This window comes from Micromonospora sp. CA-246542 (assembly GCF_050942905.1).
Taxonomy (GTDB): domain Bacteria; phylum Actinomycetota; class Actinomycetes; order Mycobacteriales; family Micromonosporaceae; genus Micromonospora.
The window spans coordinates 840,490-857,201 of record NZ_CP192040.1 but is presented as its reverse complement, the minus strand read 5'-3'; the positions used below and the strand labels follow the sequence as shown (position 1 = coordinate 857,201).

General features: G+C 72.6%; 14 protein-coding genes and 1 pseudogene. 6 read left to right on the top strand and 9 right to left on the bottom strand.

The genetic code is table 11. The annotated features are described in order from the left end of the window. Positions 1 to 505 precede the first annotated feature (505 nt). Both ACQP0N_RS04140 and ACQP0N_RS04135 read left to right on the top strand, forming a co-directional pair. Positions 506 to 1,126, top strand: coding sequence for a DedA family protein (locus ACQP0N_RS04140; protein ID WP_433117676.1), 621 nt, complete (start codon positions 506 to 508; stop codon positions 1,124 to 1,126). Positions 1,127 to 1,367: 241 nt separating this feature from the next. Beyond that, the gene (locus tag ACQP0N_RS04135) at positions 1,368 to 2,120 is read left to right on the top strand and encodes a DUF998 domain-containing protein (protein WP_433117674.1); all 753 of its coding nucleotides are present in this window, start codon (positions 1,368 to 1,370) and stop codon (positions 2,118 to 2,120) included. On the opposite strand, the gene ACQP0N_RS04130 is transcribed toward ACQP0N_RS04135, so the two are convergent. Further along, entirely contained in the window at positions 2,054 to 3,457 is a 1,404-nt protein-coding gene (locus tag ACQP0N_RS04130; RefSeq protein WP_433117672.1) for an NAD(P)H-quinone dehydrogenase, read from the bottom strand. The two genes, ACQP0N_RS04135 and ACQP0N_RS04130, sit on opposite strands and share 67 nt — an antisense overlap. 165 nt (positions 3,458 to 3,622) lie before the next feature. Between ACQP0N_RS04130 and ACQP0N_RS04125 the strand changes: the two genes are divergently transcribed. After that, positions 3,623 to 4,078 carry a gamma-glutamylcyclotransferase gene (locus tag ACQP0N_RS04125; protein WP_355048912.1) on the top strand — a complete coding sequence of 152 codons (456 nt, stop codon included), beginning with the start codon at positions 3,623 to 3,625 and terminating at the stop codon, positions 4,076 to 4,078. A 72-nt stretch (positions 4,079 to 4,150) separates the two neighbouring features. Here ACQP0N_RS04125 and ACQP0N_RS04120 read toward each other — a convergent pair whose 3' ends face one another. The 6 genes and pseudogenes from ACQP0N_RS04120 to ACQP0N_RS04095 form a co-directional block, all read right to left on the bottom strand. Next, the gene (locus ACQP0N_RS04120) at positions 4,151 to 5,110 is read right to left on the bottom strand and encodes a GNAT family N-acetyltransferase (RefSeq protein ID WP_433117669.1); all 960 of its coding nucleotides are present in this window, start codon (positions 5,108 to 5,110) and stop codon (positions 4,151 to 4,153) included. 78 nt (positions 5,111 to 5,188) lie between these two features. Continuing rightward, positions 5,189 to 5,599 (bottom strand): type II toxin-antitoxin system VapC family toxin, encoded by a 411-nt coding sequence (locus tag ACQP0N_RS04115; protein WP_433117668.1) that lies wholly within the window; start codon positions 5,597 to 5,599, stop codon positions 5,189 to 5,191. Continuing rightward, entirely contained in the window at positions 5,596 to 5,874 is a 279-nt protein-coding gene (locus tag ACQP0N_RS04110) for a type II toxin-antitoxin system Phd/YefM family antitoxin (protein ID WP_433117666.1), read from the bottom strand. The genes ACQP0N_RS04115 and ACQP0N_RS04110 overlap by 4 nt, the downstream gene beginning before the upstream one ends. A gap of 62 nt (positions 5,875 to 5,936) precedes the next feature. After that, positions 5,937 to 6,671, bottom strand: coding sequence for an SCO6745 family protein (locus ACQP0N_RS04105; RefSeq protein ID WP_433117664.1), 735 nt, complete (start codon positions 6,669 to 6,671; stop codon positions 5,937 to 5,939). 76 nt (positions 6,672 to 6,747) lie between these two features. Continuing rightward, positions 6,748 to 7,718, bottom strand: a pseudogene (locus ACQP0N_RS04100) (hypothetical protein). A 4-nt stretch (positions 7,719 to 7,722) separates the two neighbouring features. Next, complete coding sequence (locus tag ACQP0N_RS04095; protein WP_433117662.1) at positions 7,723 to 8,355, bottom strand: MBL fold metallo-hydrolase; 633 nt, start codon at positions 8,353 to 8,355, stop codon at positions 7,723 to 7,725. A 94-nt stretch (positions 8,356 to 8,449) separates the two neighbouring features. Here ACQP0N_RS04095 and ACQP0N_RS04090 point away from each other — a divergent pair, with 94 nt between their 5' ends. Further along, entirely contained in the window at positions 8,450 to 9,403 is a 954-nt protein-coding gene (locus ACQP0N_RS04090) for a DUF4349 domain-containing protein (RefSeq protein ID WP_433121413.1), read from the top strand. Here the strand turns inward: ACQP0N_RS04090 and ACQP0N_RS04085 are convergent. Beyond that, on the bottom strand, positions 9,360 to 10,619 hold the full coding sequence (locus ACQP0N_RS04085; protein WP_433117660.1) for an amidohydrolase: 1,260 nt from the start codon (positions 10,617 to 10,619) through the stop codon (positions 9,360 to 9,362). The two genes, ACQP0N_RS04090 and ACQP0N_RS04085, sit on opposite strands and share 44 nt — an antisense overlap. A gap of 442 nt (positions 10,620 to 11,061) precedes the next feature. Next, positions 11,062 to 12,645, bottom strand: a complete 1,584-nt coding sequence (locus ACQP0N_RS04080) for an acyl-CoA mutase large subunit family protein (RefSeq protein WP_355048920.1) — start codon at positions 12,643 to 12,645, stop codon at positions 11,062 to 11,064. A 207-nt stretch (positions 12,646 to 12,852) separates the two neighbouring features. On the opposite strand from ACQP0N_RS04080, the gene ACQP0N_RS04075 reads away from it, so the two are divergent. Continuing rightward, the gene (locus tag ACQP0N_RS04075; protein WP_433117658.1) at positions 12,853 to 14,916 is read left to right on the top strand and encodes a serine/threonine-protein kinase; all 2,064 of its coding nucleotides are present in this window, start codon (positions 12,853 to 12,855) and stop codon (positions 14,914 to 14,916) included. A gap of 48 nt (positions 14,917 to 14,964) precedes the next feature. After that, positions 14,965 to 16,638, top strand: coding sequence for a phospho-sugar mutase (locus tag ACQP0N_RS04070; RefSeq protein ID WP_433117656.1), 1,674 nt, complete (start codon positions 14,965 to 14,967; stop codon positions 16,636 to 16,638). The last annotated feature ends 74 nt before the right edge of the window (positions 16,639 to 16,712 follow it).

The following is a 16,712-nucleotide window of genomic DNA, read 5'->3' as shown; positions in this document are numbered from 1 at the left end:
TCGGGCTCCTGAATCGGGTACGACCCGGAGGCGACCTGGACACCGAACGCCGAACGGCCCTCGGGGGCGGATCGCCCCGGGCCTGGTCGACGGTGGTTACGTCAGCGCGGCACGCCGGGGACACCCGGCGTCGTCGTCATCACTACCGCGCTGCGCATGCCGCGACGCTACCCGTCGGGCGGTCGTGGACGCACCCGGATTTGCGGCGGCGGGAAGAGTGGCGGGCCGCCGGCGCGGGACCCGCCGGCGGCCCTGAGCGGCCCGCATCGTCAGGAACGGGGGACCCGACGTGCTGGGCCGCGCCGACCACGGTACGCCGACGCACACCGATCCGGCGACCACCTCGGGCCACGCTGGGACCGTCACCAGCGCGACGCCTGCCTCGTTGGAACAGGGTGGCCCTGTGGTGTCGGCGGTCACGACGCCCCGGGCCCGTCCACCGTGACGCCGGCCATGCCGTCAGGCTCAAGACACCCAATCGGCCGCATCCGGCGAGGTGGCAGGCGTGCCCGAACTACTGACTGACGTCGCGTCGCCGACGTGGGCGTACCTGGTGCTGCTCGGGCTCCTCGTCGCCGACGCCTTCGTACCCGTCATCCCCACCCAGATCGTCATGATCACCAGTGGCGCGCTGACCGTCTACGGCGGCCTCAGCCTGCCGGTCACCATCGCCGTCGGCGCGCTCGGCGTCTTCGTCGGCGACCTGGCCTGCTACCTGCTCGGCCGTCTCGCCCCGGACCGGCGGGCACCCCGGCACGCGGAGCTCAGCCGCGCCCGCCGCGTCGCCAGCCGAGTCACCCAGGGTCTCCGACAACCCGGCCCGATGGTCATCCTGCTCTGCCGGTTCGTGCCGGGCGGACGGATGGCGGCCTGCTTCTCGGCCGGGCGCAGCCGCTACCCGTACCGGCTGTTCGCGCTCTACGAGATGATCGCCGCGTTGGGCTGGGCCAGTTACGGCGCGTTGATCGGGCACCTGGGCGGCACCGCGCTCACCGAGTCGGCCTGGCGGTTGGCCATCATCGCCGCCGCCGCGGCGGCCGGTTTCGCGGCGGCCGGATGGGCGATGACCCTGGTCAGCGCCCGGCACGCCCGTACCGCCACCGCCGCCGAAGTCCCCGTCGACTGAGTGCACCCTCTCCTCTCCGCTCTCCGCTCTCCGCTCTCCGCTCTCCGCGATCTTGCACTTTCGGTCGCGACAATTGTGGTGAATAGCCGCATAACGGCAACCGAAAGTGCAAGATCGCGAAGGCGAGGCGAGGCGAGGCGAGGCGAGGCGAGGGGGACCGGGCCTCTAGGGGTGGATTTTGGGGGCCGGGTCGGTGGGCTTCCCGGATCTGGCTGGGGTGTTCGCGGCGACAGGCTGAGGCATGCCTGTAACCCGAAGTACCGGCCTGCTGGCCCTCGGCGGGATCGCCGTGGCGGCGCTGCTCACCGTGATCGGCCACCTGGAGGTCAACGACGACCTCAACCCCTGGGCGCTGACCATCAGCGACTTCGCCGTCTCCGACCGGGGCGGCGTCATCGACGTCGCCATGGTGGTGCTGGCGCTCGCCACCGCGGCACTGATTTACGGGCTGCGCCGCCCCGGCCCACCACGGTCCGGTCGGGTGGTCGAGCTGCTGCTCGGCGCCTGGGTGGCGGGGCTGCTGCTGGCCGCCGTGGTGCCGACGAACGAGCCCGGTGCCGCCATGACCGCGTCCGCCTACGTGCACCGGTACGCGTCGGTGGTCGCCTTCCTGGCCCTGCCGATCGGCGGTTGGCTGCTCGCGCGTCGCCCTGACCTGACGCCCACCGCCAGGACGCTACGCGCCCTGGTCGTGCTGAGCCTGGCCCTGTCGGCGGCGATGGTCTGGTCCGCCTACCCCGGCGACCGCCTGCTCATCGGCCTGGCCGAACGCCTCCTGATCCTCACCGAGGTAGCCGTCCTGGCGACGGTCGCGGTGACCCAGGTCCGGCGTGCACCTGTCGATCATGGAGTTGTGGTGCCCCACAAAAGGGGTGTAATACCGCAGAACGGCCACCACAAGTCCATGATCGACGAGGATGGGCGGGGTTACTCCAGCTCGTGGAGCATTAGCTGGCGGGCGGACTCGGTGATGGAGCCGGAGAGGCTCGGGTAGATGGTGATCGTCTGGGCCAGCTCGTTGACCGTCAGATTGTTCTCCACGGCCATCGTGATGGGCAGGATCAGCTCGCTGGCCTTCGGGGCGACCACCACGCCGCCGATCACCTGACCGCTCGCCGGGCGGCAGAACAACTTCACGAAGCCGTCGGACAGGTCGTCCATCTTGGCCCGGGCGTTGCCGGACAGCGGCAGCATCACCTGCCGGGCCGGCACCCTGCCCGCGTCGACCTCGTCCTGTGAGACGCCGACGGTGGCCAGCTCCGGGTCGGTGAAGACGTTCGCGGCCACGGTCCGCAGCCGCAGCGGGCGGACGGCCTCGCCGAGGGCGTGCCACATGGCGATCCGACCCTGCATGGCGGCCACACTCGCCAGCAGCAGCACGCCGGTGCAGTCACCGGCGGCGTAGATGCCGGGCACGTTCGTCCGGGAGACCCGGTCGACCGTGACGTAACCGCCCCGGCCCAGCTCCACGCCGTACTCGGCCAGGCCGAGGTCGGCGGTGTTCGGGATCGAGCCGACCGCGATGAGAGCGTGCGAACCGGTTACCCGGCGCCCGTCGGACAGCTCCACCTCGACACCGTCGGCGGTTCGCCGCACCGCGTCGGCCCGGGAGTTGTTGAGGATGTTCATGCCCCGGTTACGGAAGACCCGCTCGATGGCCGACGCCGCGTCGGCGTCCTCGTGCGGCATCACCCGGTCGCGGCTGGAGACCAGGGTGACCTCCACCCCCATCGCGAGGTACGCGCTGGCGAACTCGGCGCCGGTCACGCCCGAGCCGACCACGATCAGGTGCTCCGGCAGCTCCGCCAGGTCGTACACCTGACGCCAGGTCAGGATGCGCTCGCCGTCCGGTACGGCGGTGGGCAACTGCCGGGGCGTCGAGCCGGTGGCGACCAGCACGGTGGACGCGTCGATCGGGTACTCCTCGCCGCCGTCGGCGGGCGTGACGATGACGCGGTGGGTGTGCCCGAGCGCGTCCTCGCCGAGGCGGGCGGTGCCGGCCACGAAGGTGACACCCGCCTTGAGCAGCTTGGCGTGGATGTCGGCGGACTGCGCCAACGCCAGCCGCTTCACCCGCGAGTGCACGGCCTGCGCGTCGACGGTCACCGCCTCCAGGCCGTCCGAGTGCACCCCGAACTCCTCGGTGTCCCGATAGCCGGTGACCACCTGGGAGCTGGCGATGAAGGTCTTCGACGGTACGCAGTCGGAGAGCACACAGGCCCCGCCCGCGCCGTCGGCCTCGACCACGGTGACATCGGCGTCCAGTTGGGCGGCGACCAGTGCCGCCTCGTACCCGGCCGGCCCACCGCCGATGATCACGATCCGGCTCACAGCGCCATCCTTTCGCTCGCGACTGCGGGGCTCCGCTGCGCTGCACTCCTCGCGCTCACCACGTTCGCCCTTCGTTGGTGCTCACAGTGACTTTCTTCTCCCGAGCGCATCCGACACGCACAGTCGTATTCTCCCCCACCCATCCGCCGGGCTATCGTCATCGCCGTGGGTCATCACGCCGCCTACGGCTCAAACCTCGATCCGTCCCGGATGCGGGCCTACTGCCCGCACTCCCCGATGGTCGGCACCGGCTGGCTGGAAGGGTGGCGGCTGACCTTCGCCGGCGAGGACGTGATCGGCTGGGAGGGTGCGGTGAGCACCGTCGTCGAGTCCCCCGGCGACCGGGTGTTCGTGGCGATCTACGACATCCACCCGTACGACGCGGCGCAGCTCGACGAGATCGAGGGCGTGACCGCCGGCACCTACCGCAAGCTGCACGTACGGATCTCCACCCTCGACGGCGACGTCACGGCGTGGATCTACGTGTTCGACGGGTACGAGGGCGGCCTGCCGACGTCGTGGTATCTGTCCGAGATCGCGAACGCCGCCGAGAAGGCGGGCGCGCCGGACGACTACGTCACCGAGCTGCGGTCCCGCCCCACCGGCACCGCGTCCCCGTAGCGCGTATCCCACACCCCCAGTCTGCAACCGGCGCCGATCCGGACGCCCGTCGGGCCCGGCCGGGGTCGTCAATCACACACCGGCGGCCGGGACGGCCCGCTCGTACATGTCGGTCCACCCGGTCTCCCGCAGGCCCACCGATCGGTAGAGCGACACCGGGGCCATCGGGTTGGTGAGGTCCACGCCGAGGCCGGCGAACTGCCGGCCCTTGTCGGCGTAGCGGGCGAACGCGCGGCGCAGCAGCGACGCACCGACACCCCTGCGGCGGTACGCGGGCAGCACCGACAGACTCTTCACCCAGCCCTCCTGCCGGTCGAGCGCCTGGTCCGAGGACTGCAACGCGCCGGCGAGCACCCCGTCGACCTCGGCGACGAACCACTCGTCCCAGGCGGTCACGTCACCGATGCGGGCCCGCCACCGCTCGTACGACAGCGGCTCGTGGTCCGGGGTGTCGCCGAAGGCGGCGTCGTGGATCCGGTGGAACTCCCGCAGCTCGGCCTCGTCGTCGGAGTAAACCGGCCGTACCGTCACGCCCGGCGGCATCGCCGGCTCGGCGGGCAGGTCGGCCAGCGGGCGGCGCATCCGCACGTACCGCTTGGCCAGGGTGAAACCCGCGGCCCGCAGGTCCCGGTCCCAGTCGCGCTCCGGGGCGAACACCGCGCAGCGGACGGTGAGCGTCGGCAACCCCCGCTCCGCGGCGCGCTCGGCGACCCGGTCGAGCTGCCGGGCGAGCAGCGGCGCACGAAGGGTGGCGGCCCGCCCGGGGTCGACGTAGACCTCCACGAACTCCCGGCCGACCCCGGTCGGGTTGTCCACCGTCGCCCAGGCGACGACGGTGTCGTCCGGGTCGAGCGCCAGCCAGGAGTCCCGGATCGGGTCGAAGTAGGGCGCGGTCAGCGCCTGCTCGACATCCTCGGCGTCGAAGTCGGGATGGCCGATGGCGAAGGTGTCGGCGGCGTGCACCACCGCGAGGATCGCCGGGACGTCGTCGAGGGTGGGCCGGCGCGTGGTCCAGCCGGCGGGAAGGGTCACGGCAGGAGATCCTGGCAGCCGACGGCCGGAAGCGCCGCCCATTTTCCACCGGGGCCCCGGTGCGTACTGATTCGTGAATCAGTTCTGGCCGGGGCTCGCCACGGGCAACCCTGCTTCCTTGGCGCATTCGAGCAGTCGGCGATCGTAGGTGACGAAGGCGACGAGTTCGGTGCCGGACTCGTTGGTCAGGACCTGGGCGGTGGCCAGGTGGATGGCATCGAGACTGCGGAGCATCGGTTCGGCGAATGCGGCCGCGGTGGCGCGGATCGTACCGTCGATTTCCAGTCGAAAGAGCCGTCCGACGGCTGCGGGCACTCCGATCAACGCTTGCGGAGCGGATCGGCGCAGGGCCCGGGGCACCTCTACCTCGACCAGGGCGGAGGAGACCAGCGGCACGTCGGGGTGGGTGTTGAGCCAGGAGACGAGGTCGGCACTGCACGCCTCCTGCCTGACCAACTTCACGACGGCGGCCGAATCGAGATAGATCACCAGCGCTCCTCGTCCCGCATCGCGGTGAGCGTGGCCGCCACGTCGACTTCCGCGTCGCCCAGCTTCGGTGGAAGGGGCACCGGCCCGCCGCCGGTAGGGGCGACGGCCCGGCCGGACGCTACCAGTTTGGCCAGCATCGACCTGTCGTCGCTCACGGGCACGAGTCGGGCGATCGGGTGACCGCGGTCGGTGATCTCGACCGTCTCGCCGCCGCTCACCCGCGCCAGTACCTGACTCGTGTTCTGGTTGAGCTCCCGCACACCGATGCGTTCCATGACAAGAGTGTAGAACCAGTTGTTCTACACTTCCACCTCTTCCGGTCCGCAGCTCGGGCCGTTCAGGCGAGGCCGGCGCGGGTGTGGTGCAGCAGCTCCACCAGTTCGGTGCCGTCGGCGGGGCCGAGCGCCGCGAACGCGGGCGCGGCCAGCCGGTCGGTCACCGCCTCCGCCCACAGCCGCCGACGCACCAACGGCCCGACCGCGGGGTACGGCGGCGGCCAGCCGCACGCCACCGCGCCGGCCTCGCCCTCCGGCCCGGCCAGCACCGCCTCCAGCGGGGTCATGCCGGCGGCCCGTACCGCCAGCAGGTAGGCGCCCGTGAAGTGTTCCCGCAGCAGTCGCAGCCCGGCCGCGCTCCGGGCGCCCGGAGAGTGGTCCGGCAGCGGCATGGCCCGCCACGCGGCGAAGAGCGGCATGCCGCTGGTGTCGGCGGCGGCGACCGCCCGCTCGACGAGGTCGGCCAGGCGCTCGATCCCGGGTAGCACGCCCAGCATCTCCGTCCCCCACCGGCAGCACTCGGCGAAACTCGCGGCGGCCACCTCGACCGGCGGCAGGACCCGGGCGGCCGCGTCCCAGCCGTCCGCGACGGCGTCCGGCGCGACGAAGCCGATCGCCGCGGCGGCCGTCTCCGCGCGTACGTCGCCGAGCGCCCCGGCCCGACCGCTGATGTAGAAGGCCCAGCCGGAGATGCCGAGTAGCCGGGCCCGGCGCAGCGTGCTCGGACACCTGCTGAACCCGTCGCCGAGGTCGAGGACGGCGGGTTTGCTGGCGGCGGCGAGCTGCTCCGGCGTCATCCGGACGCCATCCGCGCTCGCGGCTCGGGGACGGCCGCCCGCAGACGGCCCACCCACTCGTCGTCGTCCATCGATGTCAGTCTGCCGCCCCACCGCCCGCGTCCGCATCCCCCTCTTCGGCCACCAACGCCTCGACGGCCGCCTCGACCTCGCCCGCCCGGCGGCGGGCCACGGTCACCGCCCGTTCGGCCGCCCGCCGGGCCAGCTTGGCCCGGCTCAGGTCCTGCTCCGCCACCGCGCGCCGACGTTCCAACTCGGCCAGCTCCGTCTCGATCCCATCGAGTACGGCGACCCCGTCGCGCTCCTGCCCGACCGCCTCGGCCAGCTCGTCCTCGGCCCGCTGCTGGTCGGCGCGGGAACGGTCCAACTCGCGGTCGAGTGCCCGACGGCGGCGGGCCCGCTCGGCCCGGGCCACTCGCTGCGCCGCCCGCTCGGCCTGCGCCGCACGTTCCCCGGCCCGGTCGGTACGGCGATTCGGCTCCGGGCTCTCGCGCTGGGCACCCGGCTGTCGAGCCGGTGGCTCCTCCTCGTCGCCGGTGACCAGTCGCAACTGCGGTCGGGGCACCTCGCCGAAACCGGCGTAGGTGGCCGAGCGGAGCAGACGCCCCGCGCGTACCTGCTCGGCGACGTCGGCGTCGGAGAGCGCGGCGTTCAGGGTCGCCTCCACCTCGGCCAGCGGCAGCCGGCCGGCCGGTGGCGCCTCGGGCTCCGCCGCGGCGAGCGTACGGACCTCGGCGACCAGGGCCGCGACCACCGCACGGCGCTGGGCCGACAACTCCCGCAGTCGGGGGCCGCGCAGCTCCCGCTGGGCTGCCCGGAGCGCATCGGCGAGACCGACCAGGTCGGCCACCAGGTCGGGTCGTTCGATGGCGAGCAGGTTGACCAGCCAGGCGGCGACGGTGGGCGGCGCAGCCGGGCCAGTTGCCGGGCGGTGGTCGGGTCCCCGGCTCGCCGGGCCTCGGCCACCGCGGCGTCCCGGGCGGCCACGAAGCGGTCCGGTGGGATGCGGTAGAGCTGCCGCACCAGCTCCGTGGAGGGGCCGGGCATCGCGTCAGACGTCCACCCGGGTGCCGGGCTCCAGACGCTGGTACTCGGTGCCGGACATCGCCGCGAACTGCCGGTTGAGCACGCCCAGCCCGTTGTGGTTGAGCAGGGCGTCATGCACGGCGTACGCGCGGCGCGGGGCGACCGCCCGGATGAAGTCGAGCACCTCGGAGAACTTCGACCAGGGTGCGTGGATCGGCGCGAGGAGCGTGTCGACAGGCGTCTCCTGCGGTACGACGAGCGAGTCGCCGGGGTGGTAGACCACGTCGTTGATGAGGTAACCGATGTTGTCGACCACCGGGATGTCGGGGTGGATGACCGCGTGGCGTCCCCCGTACGCGCGGACCGCGACCCCGGCGGCGGTGAACGACTCACCGGGCTCGACGGGGCACAGCGCCTCGGCCGCGTCGCCCAGGGCGTCGGCGAGCGCGGCGGTCCCGTAGATCGGGAACGGCCGCCGGTCGAGCTGGAGGCGCACCGCGGCCGGGTCGAGGTGGTCCGGGTGCTCGTGGGTGACGAGCACCGCGTCCGCGCCGTCGAGCGCCGTCGCGGGATCGCTGAACACTCCGGGATCGACCACGAGCACTCCGCCGTCGTGTTCCACCCGCACACAGGAGTGGGCGTACTTGGTGAGTCGCATCGTGACTCCTCGGCTTATCGAATCGTGATGTCCTCAGCGCAGTCTGCCGGAACCAGGCGGTGGGCGCGTCGCGTCCGAACTATCGCCACTGAAGCTGACGACGATGGGAGCGGGGATGGACGGACGGGGAGGACGACGCCGGTGGGCACTCCTGGCGGCGGGAACACTTGTGGCGGCGCTGGCCCTCGCGGGGTGCAGCGCCGGCGACAGCGGATCAGCGGATTCGGCGGCTCCGGCGGCCCAGGCCCCCCAGGGCGCGCTCGACAAGGGCAGCGGCGCGGAAGCGGCGGGGACCGCCGGAGCCGGCGCTCCCGATCTGCGGGTCGACCAGCGGGCGATCATCTACACCGGAACGATGCGGGTGCAGGTGACCGATGTGGACGCGGCGGCCCGCGAGGTCAGCGCGATGGTCACCCGGGCGGGTGGTTTCGTCGGCGGGGACCAGCGGCGCAGCGCCGAGGCCGACGCGGTGGCCGAGCTGGAGTTGCGGGTGCCGGCGGCCAAGTTCGGCGCGGTGGTGGAGGAGGTCGCGAAGCTCGGTCGACAGCAGAGCCGCGAGATCAACACCCAGGACGTCACGGAGGAGACCGTCGACCTGGAGGCCCGGATCGTCACGCAGCGGGCGCGTGTGGAGAGCGCGCGACGGCTGCTCGCCCGCGCCAACTCGATCTCCGACCTGGTGTCCCTGGAGAACGAGCTGGGTCGCCGGGAGGCGGACCTGGCCTCGCTGGAGGCCAAGAAGCGTCGGCTGGCCGACCTGACCGCGCTGTCCACGATCACGGTGTCGCTGGCCGGGCCGGCGGCGGAGGCCAGCGAGGAGAAGGCCGAGACCGGCTTCCTGGTCGGGCTCAAGGGCGGCTGGGGGGCGTTCGTCACCTCGATGACCATCCTGCTCACCGTCCTGGGCGCGCTGCTGCCATGGCTGGTGGCGGTCGGCGTACCCCTGGCGGTCCTGCTGCTGGCGCTGCGCCGGCGACGCCGGTCGCCGGCGCAGGTCGCCGAGGTCAGCGCGCCGCCGCCAGTGCCCGCAGCGCGGTCTGCGCCATGACGCGTACGCCGGCCGGGATGGCCCGCTCGTCCACGTCGAAGGACGCGCGGTGCAGGTCGACGTTGGGGCCGATCCGGCCCACGCCGAGTCGGGCGAGGGCGCCGGGGACGTACTCCAGGTACCAGGAGAAGTCCTCGCCGCCCATGCTCTGCGGCGTCTCGGCGACGCCGTCCGGTCCCAGCGCGGCGCTGGTGGCGGCGGTCAGCACCTGGATGGCCCGCGAGTCGTTGCTGACCGGCGGCCGGCCGCGCAGGTACTCCAGGTCGACAGTCGCGCCGGTGGGGGCGATCACGTCCCGCACCACCTGAGCCACGATCTTGGGAGCCTGCTCCCAGGTGTCCCGGTCCATCACCCGCAGGGTGCCCGAGGCGCACGCCTCGGAGGGAATGACGTTGTAACGGGTGCCGGCCGAGGCGTGGCCGAACACCAGCAGCAGCCCGCTGTTGGCCGGCACCCGACGGCTGACCAGGGCCGGAACCTCGGTGACCAGCCGGCCGAGCGCGTCGACCAGGTCGACGGTCAGGTGCGGACGGGCGGTGTGCCCGCCCGGCCCGGAGAGCCGGACGGTGACGTTGTCGGCGGCCGCCGTGATCGGGCCGACGCGCAGGCCCACCTGGCCCACCGGCAGGTTCGGGTCGCAGTGCAGCGCGAAGATCTGCACCACGTCGTCCAGGCCGCCGGCCTCGATGACCTCCAACGACCCGCAGGGCAGGATCTCCTCGGCCGGCTGGAAGATGAGCCGGACCCGGCCGTCCAGCTCGCCGAGGTCGGCGAGCTGGGCCAGCAGCATGCCGACGCCGAGCAGGATCGAGGTGTGCACGTCGTGGCCGCAGGCGTGGCAGACGCCCTCGACGGTGGAGCGGTACGGCACGTCCTTGGGGTCGTCGAGCGGCAGGGCGTCGATGTCGGCGCGCAGCGCAATGACCGGGCCGTCCGGACGACCGTTGACGTCACAGATCACGCCGTTGCCCTTGGGCAGCAGCCGGGGGTTCAGGCCCGCCAGGGAGAGTTCCCGGGCGATCAGGGCCGCCGTCTCGAACTCCGTACCGGACAACTCGGGGTGCGAGTGGAGGTGACGGCGCGTGGCGATGAGCCCGGGTACCCGAAGAGCGAGCAGGTGGTCCAGGTCGCGGGGCAGGGGCTGGGACCCGGGCGGAGTCTCCAGCCAGGACGACGCCAGCTGGCCGCCGGTGGGCAGCGTCAACGCACTCGTCACGTCGAATTCTCGATCACTAGAGATGGATGGATCATCGGGGACAGCAGACAGCCTAGACCTCCGACGGTGACGCTGCGCAACCTCGTTACGGTGATGATCAGACCGCGTAGCGTCACGTATGCCCTGCTGAGCGCGCTCGTCGAGGTGCGGGACCGCAGGTAGATCGCGTTCGAACGCCGCCATCCGCCCCCTCACCTCCTACAACGCGTAACCGACCCGGGCGGCCAGGAGTCGCGATACCACCCCCGGACCTACGCTGCGAATTGTCGCATTAGTCGGGGTGATGAACTGACACTCCGACAATAAGACGACCACGCTCCGCAACGGGCCGGACAAGGACGCTCACATAATCTCGCCGACGCCGACCGCACACCGTGTGCGTTCCGGCCCACCTGTCGCCGTACCCCCGGAGCCGGGCGGACACACCCGGAGGGCGGTCGCGTCAGAACCGGTCGGTGGGCCGGTACTGCCCCCACACCTCGCGCAGCGTGCCGCAGACCTCGCCCACCGTGGCCCGGGCCCGCAGCGCCTCCCGCATCGGGTACAGCACGTTGTCCGAACCCTCGGCGGCGGCCCGCAGGTCGGCCAGGGCCCGCGTCACCGCCTCGGCATCCCGCCCGGCGCGCAGCCGGGCCAACCGCTCGGCCTGCGTCGCCTCGATCGCCGGGTCGACCCGCAGCGGCTCGTACGGCTCCTCCTCGTCGACCGTGAACCGGTTGAGCCCCACCACCACCCGCTCGCTGGAGTCGATTTCCTGGGCGATCCGGTACGCGGACTGCTCAATCTCCCGCTTCTGGAACCCGGCCTCGATCGCGTCGACCGCGGAGCCGTGGTCGGCCACCCGCTCCATCAACTCCACGGCGGCGGCCTCGATCTCGGCGGTCATCGCCTCCACCACGTACGAGCCGGCGAACGGGTCGACGGTGGCGGTCAGGTCCGTCTCGTACGCCAGCACCTGCTGGGTGCGCAGCGCGAGCCGGGCCGCCTTCTCGGTGGGCAGCGCGATCGCCTCGTCGAAGCTGTTGGTGTGCAGCGACTGCGTGCCGCCGAGGACCGCGGCCAGGCCCTGCACCGCGACCCGGACCAGGTTCACCTCCGGCTGCTGGGCGGTGAGCTGCACACCGGCGGTCTGGGTGTGGAAACGCAGCATCATCGACTTCGGATCCCGGGCGCCGAAGTCGTCCCGCATGAGCCGGGCCCAGATCCGCCGGGCGGCGCGGAACTTCGCCACCTCCTCCAACAGCGTGGTGCGGGCCACGAAGAAGAACGAGAGCCGGGGGGCGAAGTCGTCCACCGCGAGACCCGCGGCCAACGCCGCCCGCACGTACTCCACGCCGTTGGCCAGGGTGAACGCGATCTCCTGCGCGGGCGTCGCGCCGGCCTCGGCCATGTGGTAGCCGGAGATGGAGATCGTGTTCCACTTCGGCACCTCCTTGCGGCAGTACGCGAAGGTGTCGGCCACCAGGCGCAGCGACGGCTTCGGCGGGAAGATGTACGTCCCCCGGGCGATGTACTCCTTGAGGATGTCGTTCTGGATGGTGCCGTTGAGCGCCGAGCCGGCGACCCCGTTCTCCTCCGCGACGAGCTGGTAGAGCAGCAGCAGCACCGAGCCGGGAGCGTTGATGGTCATCGAGGTGGAGACCCGGTCCAACGGGATGTCGGCGAAGAGCAGCCGCATGTCCTCGATGGAGTCGATGGCCACGCCGACCTTGCCGACCTCGCCGTGGGCGATCGGGTCGTCGGAGTCGTACCCCATCTGGGTCGGCAGGTCGAAGGCGACGGAAAGACCGGTCGTGCCCGCCCGCAACAGTTGGTGGTACCGCGCGTTGGACTCGGTGGCGGTGCCGAAGCCGGCGTACTGGCGCATGGTCCACGGACGGGACGTGTACATCGTGGGGTACACCCCCCGGGTGTACGGGAACTCGCCCGGGCCACCCAGCCGGGAGTCCAGGTCCTCCGGAAGGTCGGCCGCCGTGTAGACGCCCTTGATCGGATAACCGGACTCGCTTGACCGCCGTTCGCTCATCCTTCGGATGGTAGGTCGCCCCGGCTCGAGGTCGGGTGAGGGATACCGCACAGTGCGTCCCGACCGGTCGACGGGAGGTGAACGGTCGGGCACGATCTGTCGACTTCGGTAAACGTCCGCCGCGTCGGCTTTCGCATCGGGCGTCGGAACCAGCAAGATAGGGGGGTTGTGTCCCAGCCCCCCTCGATTTCCCCCGGTGGCTTTTCTGTGACTCAGATCCCGACGTGGAGCGGCGGACAGGTAAGTCCCGCCAGCGGACGAGCAGCGCCCGGCACCACCATCGGTGACCGGTACTCGCTGCGGTCCGCGGTGGGCAACGGCGGCATGGGCACGGTCTGGCGTGCCACAGACACCCTGTTGCGCCGCGACGTAGCGGTGAAGGAGGTCGTCCTGCCCCCGGGCCTGGCGCCCAGTGACCGCGACGCCATGTACGAACGGACGCTGCGCGAGGCCCGCGCCGCCGCCGCCATCCAGCACCCCGCCGTGGTGCAGGTGTACGACGTGGTCACCGAGGCCGGTCGGCCGTGGATCGTGATGGAGCTGCTGGACGCCCGCAGCCTCGCCGACATGGTCATCGAGGACGGCCCGGTCGCGCCCCGCGCGGTCGCCAAGATCGGCATCGCGCTGCTCGGCGCGCTGGAGGTCGCGCACGCCATCGGCGTCCTGCACCGCGACGTCAAGCCGGCCAACGTGCTGATCTGCTCCGACGGTCGCTGCGTGCTGACCGACTTCGGTGTCGCCCGGATGCCCACCGACGTGCAGCTCACCACGCCCGGCATGGTGCTCGGCTCCCCGCACTTCATCTCGCCCGAGCGGGCCATGGGCCAGGAGTTCGGTCCGCCGAGCGACCTCTTCTCGCTGGGTGTGACGCTCTACACGGCCGTCGAGGGGCGTCCGCCGTTCGACAAGGGCGACCCGATCGAGACGATGCACGCCGTCGTCGAGGACCCGCCGGCCCCGCCGCAGCGCAGCGGCCCGCTGACCCGGGTGCTGATGGGCCTGCTGGAGAAGGACCCGGCCCGCCGGCTGGACGTGCACACCTCCCGGGGCATGCTGCGGGAGCTGCTCGCCGGCCCGCTGGGCAGCACCGCCACCGCCGTGCACTCGGTCACCGACCCGTACGCCGTGGTGCCGGTGCAGCAGCGTCCGGCGCCCGTCCACGCGCCGGCCCAGCCGGAGTCGAAGCCGGACAGCCAGATCGGTGGCCGGGCCATGCTCAGCCCCGGCGAGTCGCTGACCGACCGGTTGGCCGCGCTGCGCCGGGGTGAACGCCCGCAGCCGGCCGGCGCGGCCGCCGCCGCGGCCCTCGACGAGACCAGCGCCGACGCGCTCGCCGGCCCGCTGCACACGCCCACCGGCGCGATGCCCGGCGCGGGTCGCCCCGCCGCCGGGCGCACCTACGGCGGTAGCGCGGACGCCACCCAGCGGGTGGACGCCGGGGCGCACCCTGACGCGACCCAGCGGGTCACCTACGGCAACCGGCCCGAGGCTACCCAGCAGGTCGGCTACGGGGCGCCCGAGGCCACCCAGCGCATCGGCGGCACCTACGGCGGCGGCAACCAGTGGTCCGTTCCGGGCACCGGCCAGCCCTGGACGACGACGCCACCCCCGGCCGCCGGCGGCGGCAGTGCCCTGGACAAGGTCCGCGCGACCGGTGGTCAACTCGTCACCACGGTGAAGGGCTGGCCGCGCAAGGTCCAGCTCGCCGCAGCCGGTGGCCTGGTCGTGCTGCTGCTGATCAGCATCGTGGCGCTCTCCGGCGGGGACGACCCTGAGCCGAGCGCCCCGCAGGCGCAGCCGACCCCGTCCGCCCCGGCCGGCCCGGCCGTCGAGATGCAGGAGCACACGGCCCGCGGCATCCAGGTGATGGTGCCGAAGGGCTGGAAGAAGGCCACCGGCGGCTCGTACACCGACTACATCGACCCGGAGGACGACGGTCGCAAGATCCGGATCCTCACCGAGAAGTGGACCGGGACGCCCACCCGCTGGGCGGAGAGCGCGCAGAACTTCCTCCGCACCAAGAGCACCAACTGCAAGAAGCCGTACGAGCAGGTGGCCATCGCCGAGCAGCAGTTGGCGGGCAGCCCGGGCGTCGAATTCGAGTACACCTGCGGCTCCGGTGGCGAGATGCGCCACGGGGTGTGGCGCGCGGTCGTCAAGGACGGCAAGTCGTACTCGTTCTACCTCTCCGCCACCGAGGACGCGTTCGCCGAGAGCAAGCCGATCTTCGACGAGATGGTGAAGACGTTCCAGCTCACCGGAAACGGCTGAGCCGGAGGGAACCGACAGCGGTGATCCGCCGCCGTGCTATCAAGGGGCATGGCGGCGGACACCACTGACATTGACGACATTCGCGAGCAGGCTCGACGCTGGCTGGCCGACGATCCCGACCCGGCCAGCCGGGACGAGCTGACGGCGGTGCTCGACGGGCTGCCGGCGAGCGCCCCGGAGCTGGCCGACCGGTTCGCCGGCCCGCTGACCTTCGGCACGGCCGGCCTGCGCGGTCCGCTGCGCGCCGGCCCGAACGGCATGAACCTCGCCGTGGTCACCCAGGCCGCCGCCGGCCTGGTCACGTGGCTCGCGGCCCAGGGCGGAACCGGCCCGCTGGTGATCGGGTACGACGCCCGGCGCGGCTCCCGCCAGTTCGCCGAACGCACCGCCCAGGTGGCGACCGGCGCCGGCCGGGCGGCGCTGCTGCTCCCCCGCCCGCTGCCCACCCCGGTCCTCGCGTACGCGGTGCGTCAACTGGGCGCGGTGGCCGGCGTGATGGTCACCGCCAGCCACAATCCACCCCAGGACAACGGTTACAAGGTCTACCTCGGCGCGCAGCTGGGTGGTGAGTTGGGCGCCGGCGCGCAGATCGTGCCGCCGGCCGACGCCGGCATCGAGGCCGCCATCCGGGCGGTCGGCCCGCTGACCCAGGTGCCGCTGGGGCGGGCCGGTGAGGTGCTCGGTGACGACCTCGTCGCCGCGTACGTCGAGCGGGCCACCGCCGTGATCGACCCGGGCGGGCCACGGGACCTGTCCGTGGCGTACACCCCTCTGCACGGGGTGGGCGCGGCGGTGCTCACCGCCGCGTTCGCGCGGGCCGGTTTCCCGGTCCCCGGCGTGGTGCCGGACCAGGCGGAGCCGGACCCGGCGTTCCCCACCGTCTCGTTCCCGAACCCGGAGGAACCGGGGGCCGTCGACCGGCTGATCGCGCTGGCCGACTCCACCGGCGCGGACCTCGCCATCGCCAACGACCCGGACGCCGACCGCTGCGCCGTGGTCGTCCGCGAGGGCGGGGCCGGACCGGGCTGGCGGATGTTGCGCGGCGACGAGGTGGGTGTGCTGCTCGCCGACCACCTCATGCGGCGCGGCGTGACCGGGCTCTACGCCACCACCATCGTCTCGTCGTCGCTGCTGCGGGCGATGTGCGCGGCGCGGGGCCTGCCCTACGACGAGACGCTGACGGGCTTCAAGTGGATCGTGCGGGCGGGCGGCGGAAGCGCGCCGCTGGTCTTCGGTTACGAGGAGGCGCTCGGTTACTGCGTCGCCCCGGAGCACGTCCGGGACAAGGACGGCATCACGGCCGCGCTGACGGTGGCCGAGCTGGCCGCCGGCCTCAAGGCGCAGGGTCGGACGCTGACCGACCGGCTGGACGAGCTGGCCGCCGAGTTCGGCGTGCACCAGACCGACCAGCTCTCCGTCCGGGTCGACGACCTGCGGGAGATCGCCGACGCGATGGCCCGGATCCGGACGGCCACCCCGAGCACGCTGCTGGACCAGCCGGTCGACAGTGTCCGGGACCTGCTGCCCGAGTCGGACGTGGTGATCCTGCGTACCGCGACGGCTCGGGTGGTGATTCGCCCCTCGGGGACCGAGCCCAAGCTCAAGGCGTACCTCGAAGTGGTGGAGCCGGTGCCCGACGGCGATGTCGCCGCCGCCCGGAGCCGGGCCGGCGCGGCGGTCGCGCGGCTGCGCGCCGACGTCGCCGCCGCGCTCGGCATCTGACCGCGACCGCCCCACCCACCTGTCCCGCTCCCCTTGCTCTGCTTCAGCGGAGGCAACAGCCGGCAGCCGTTTGT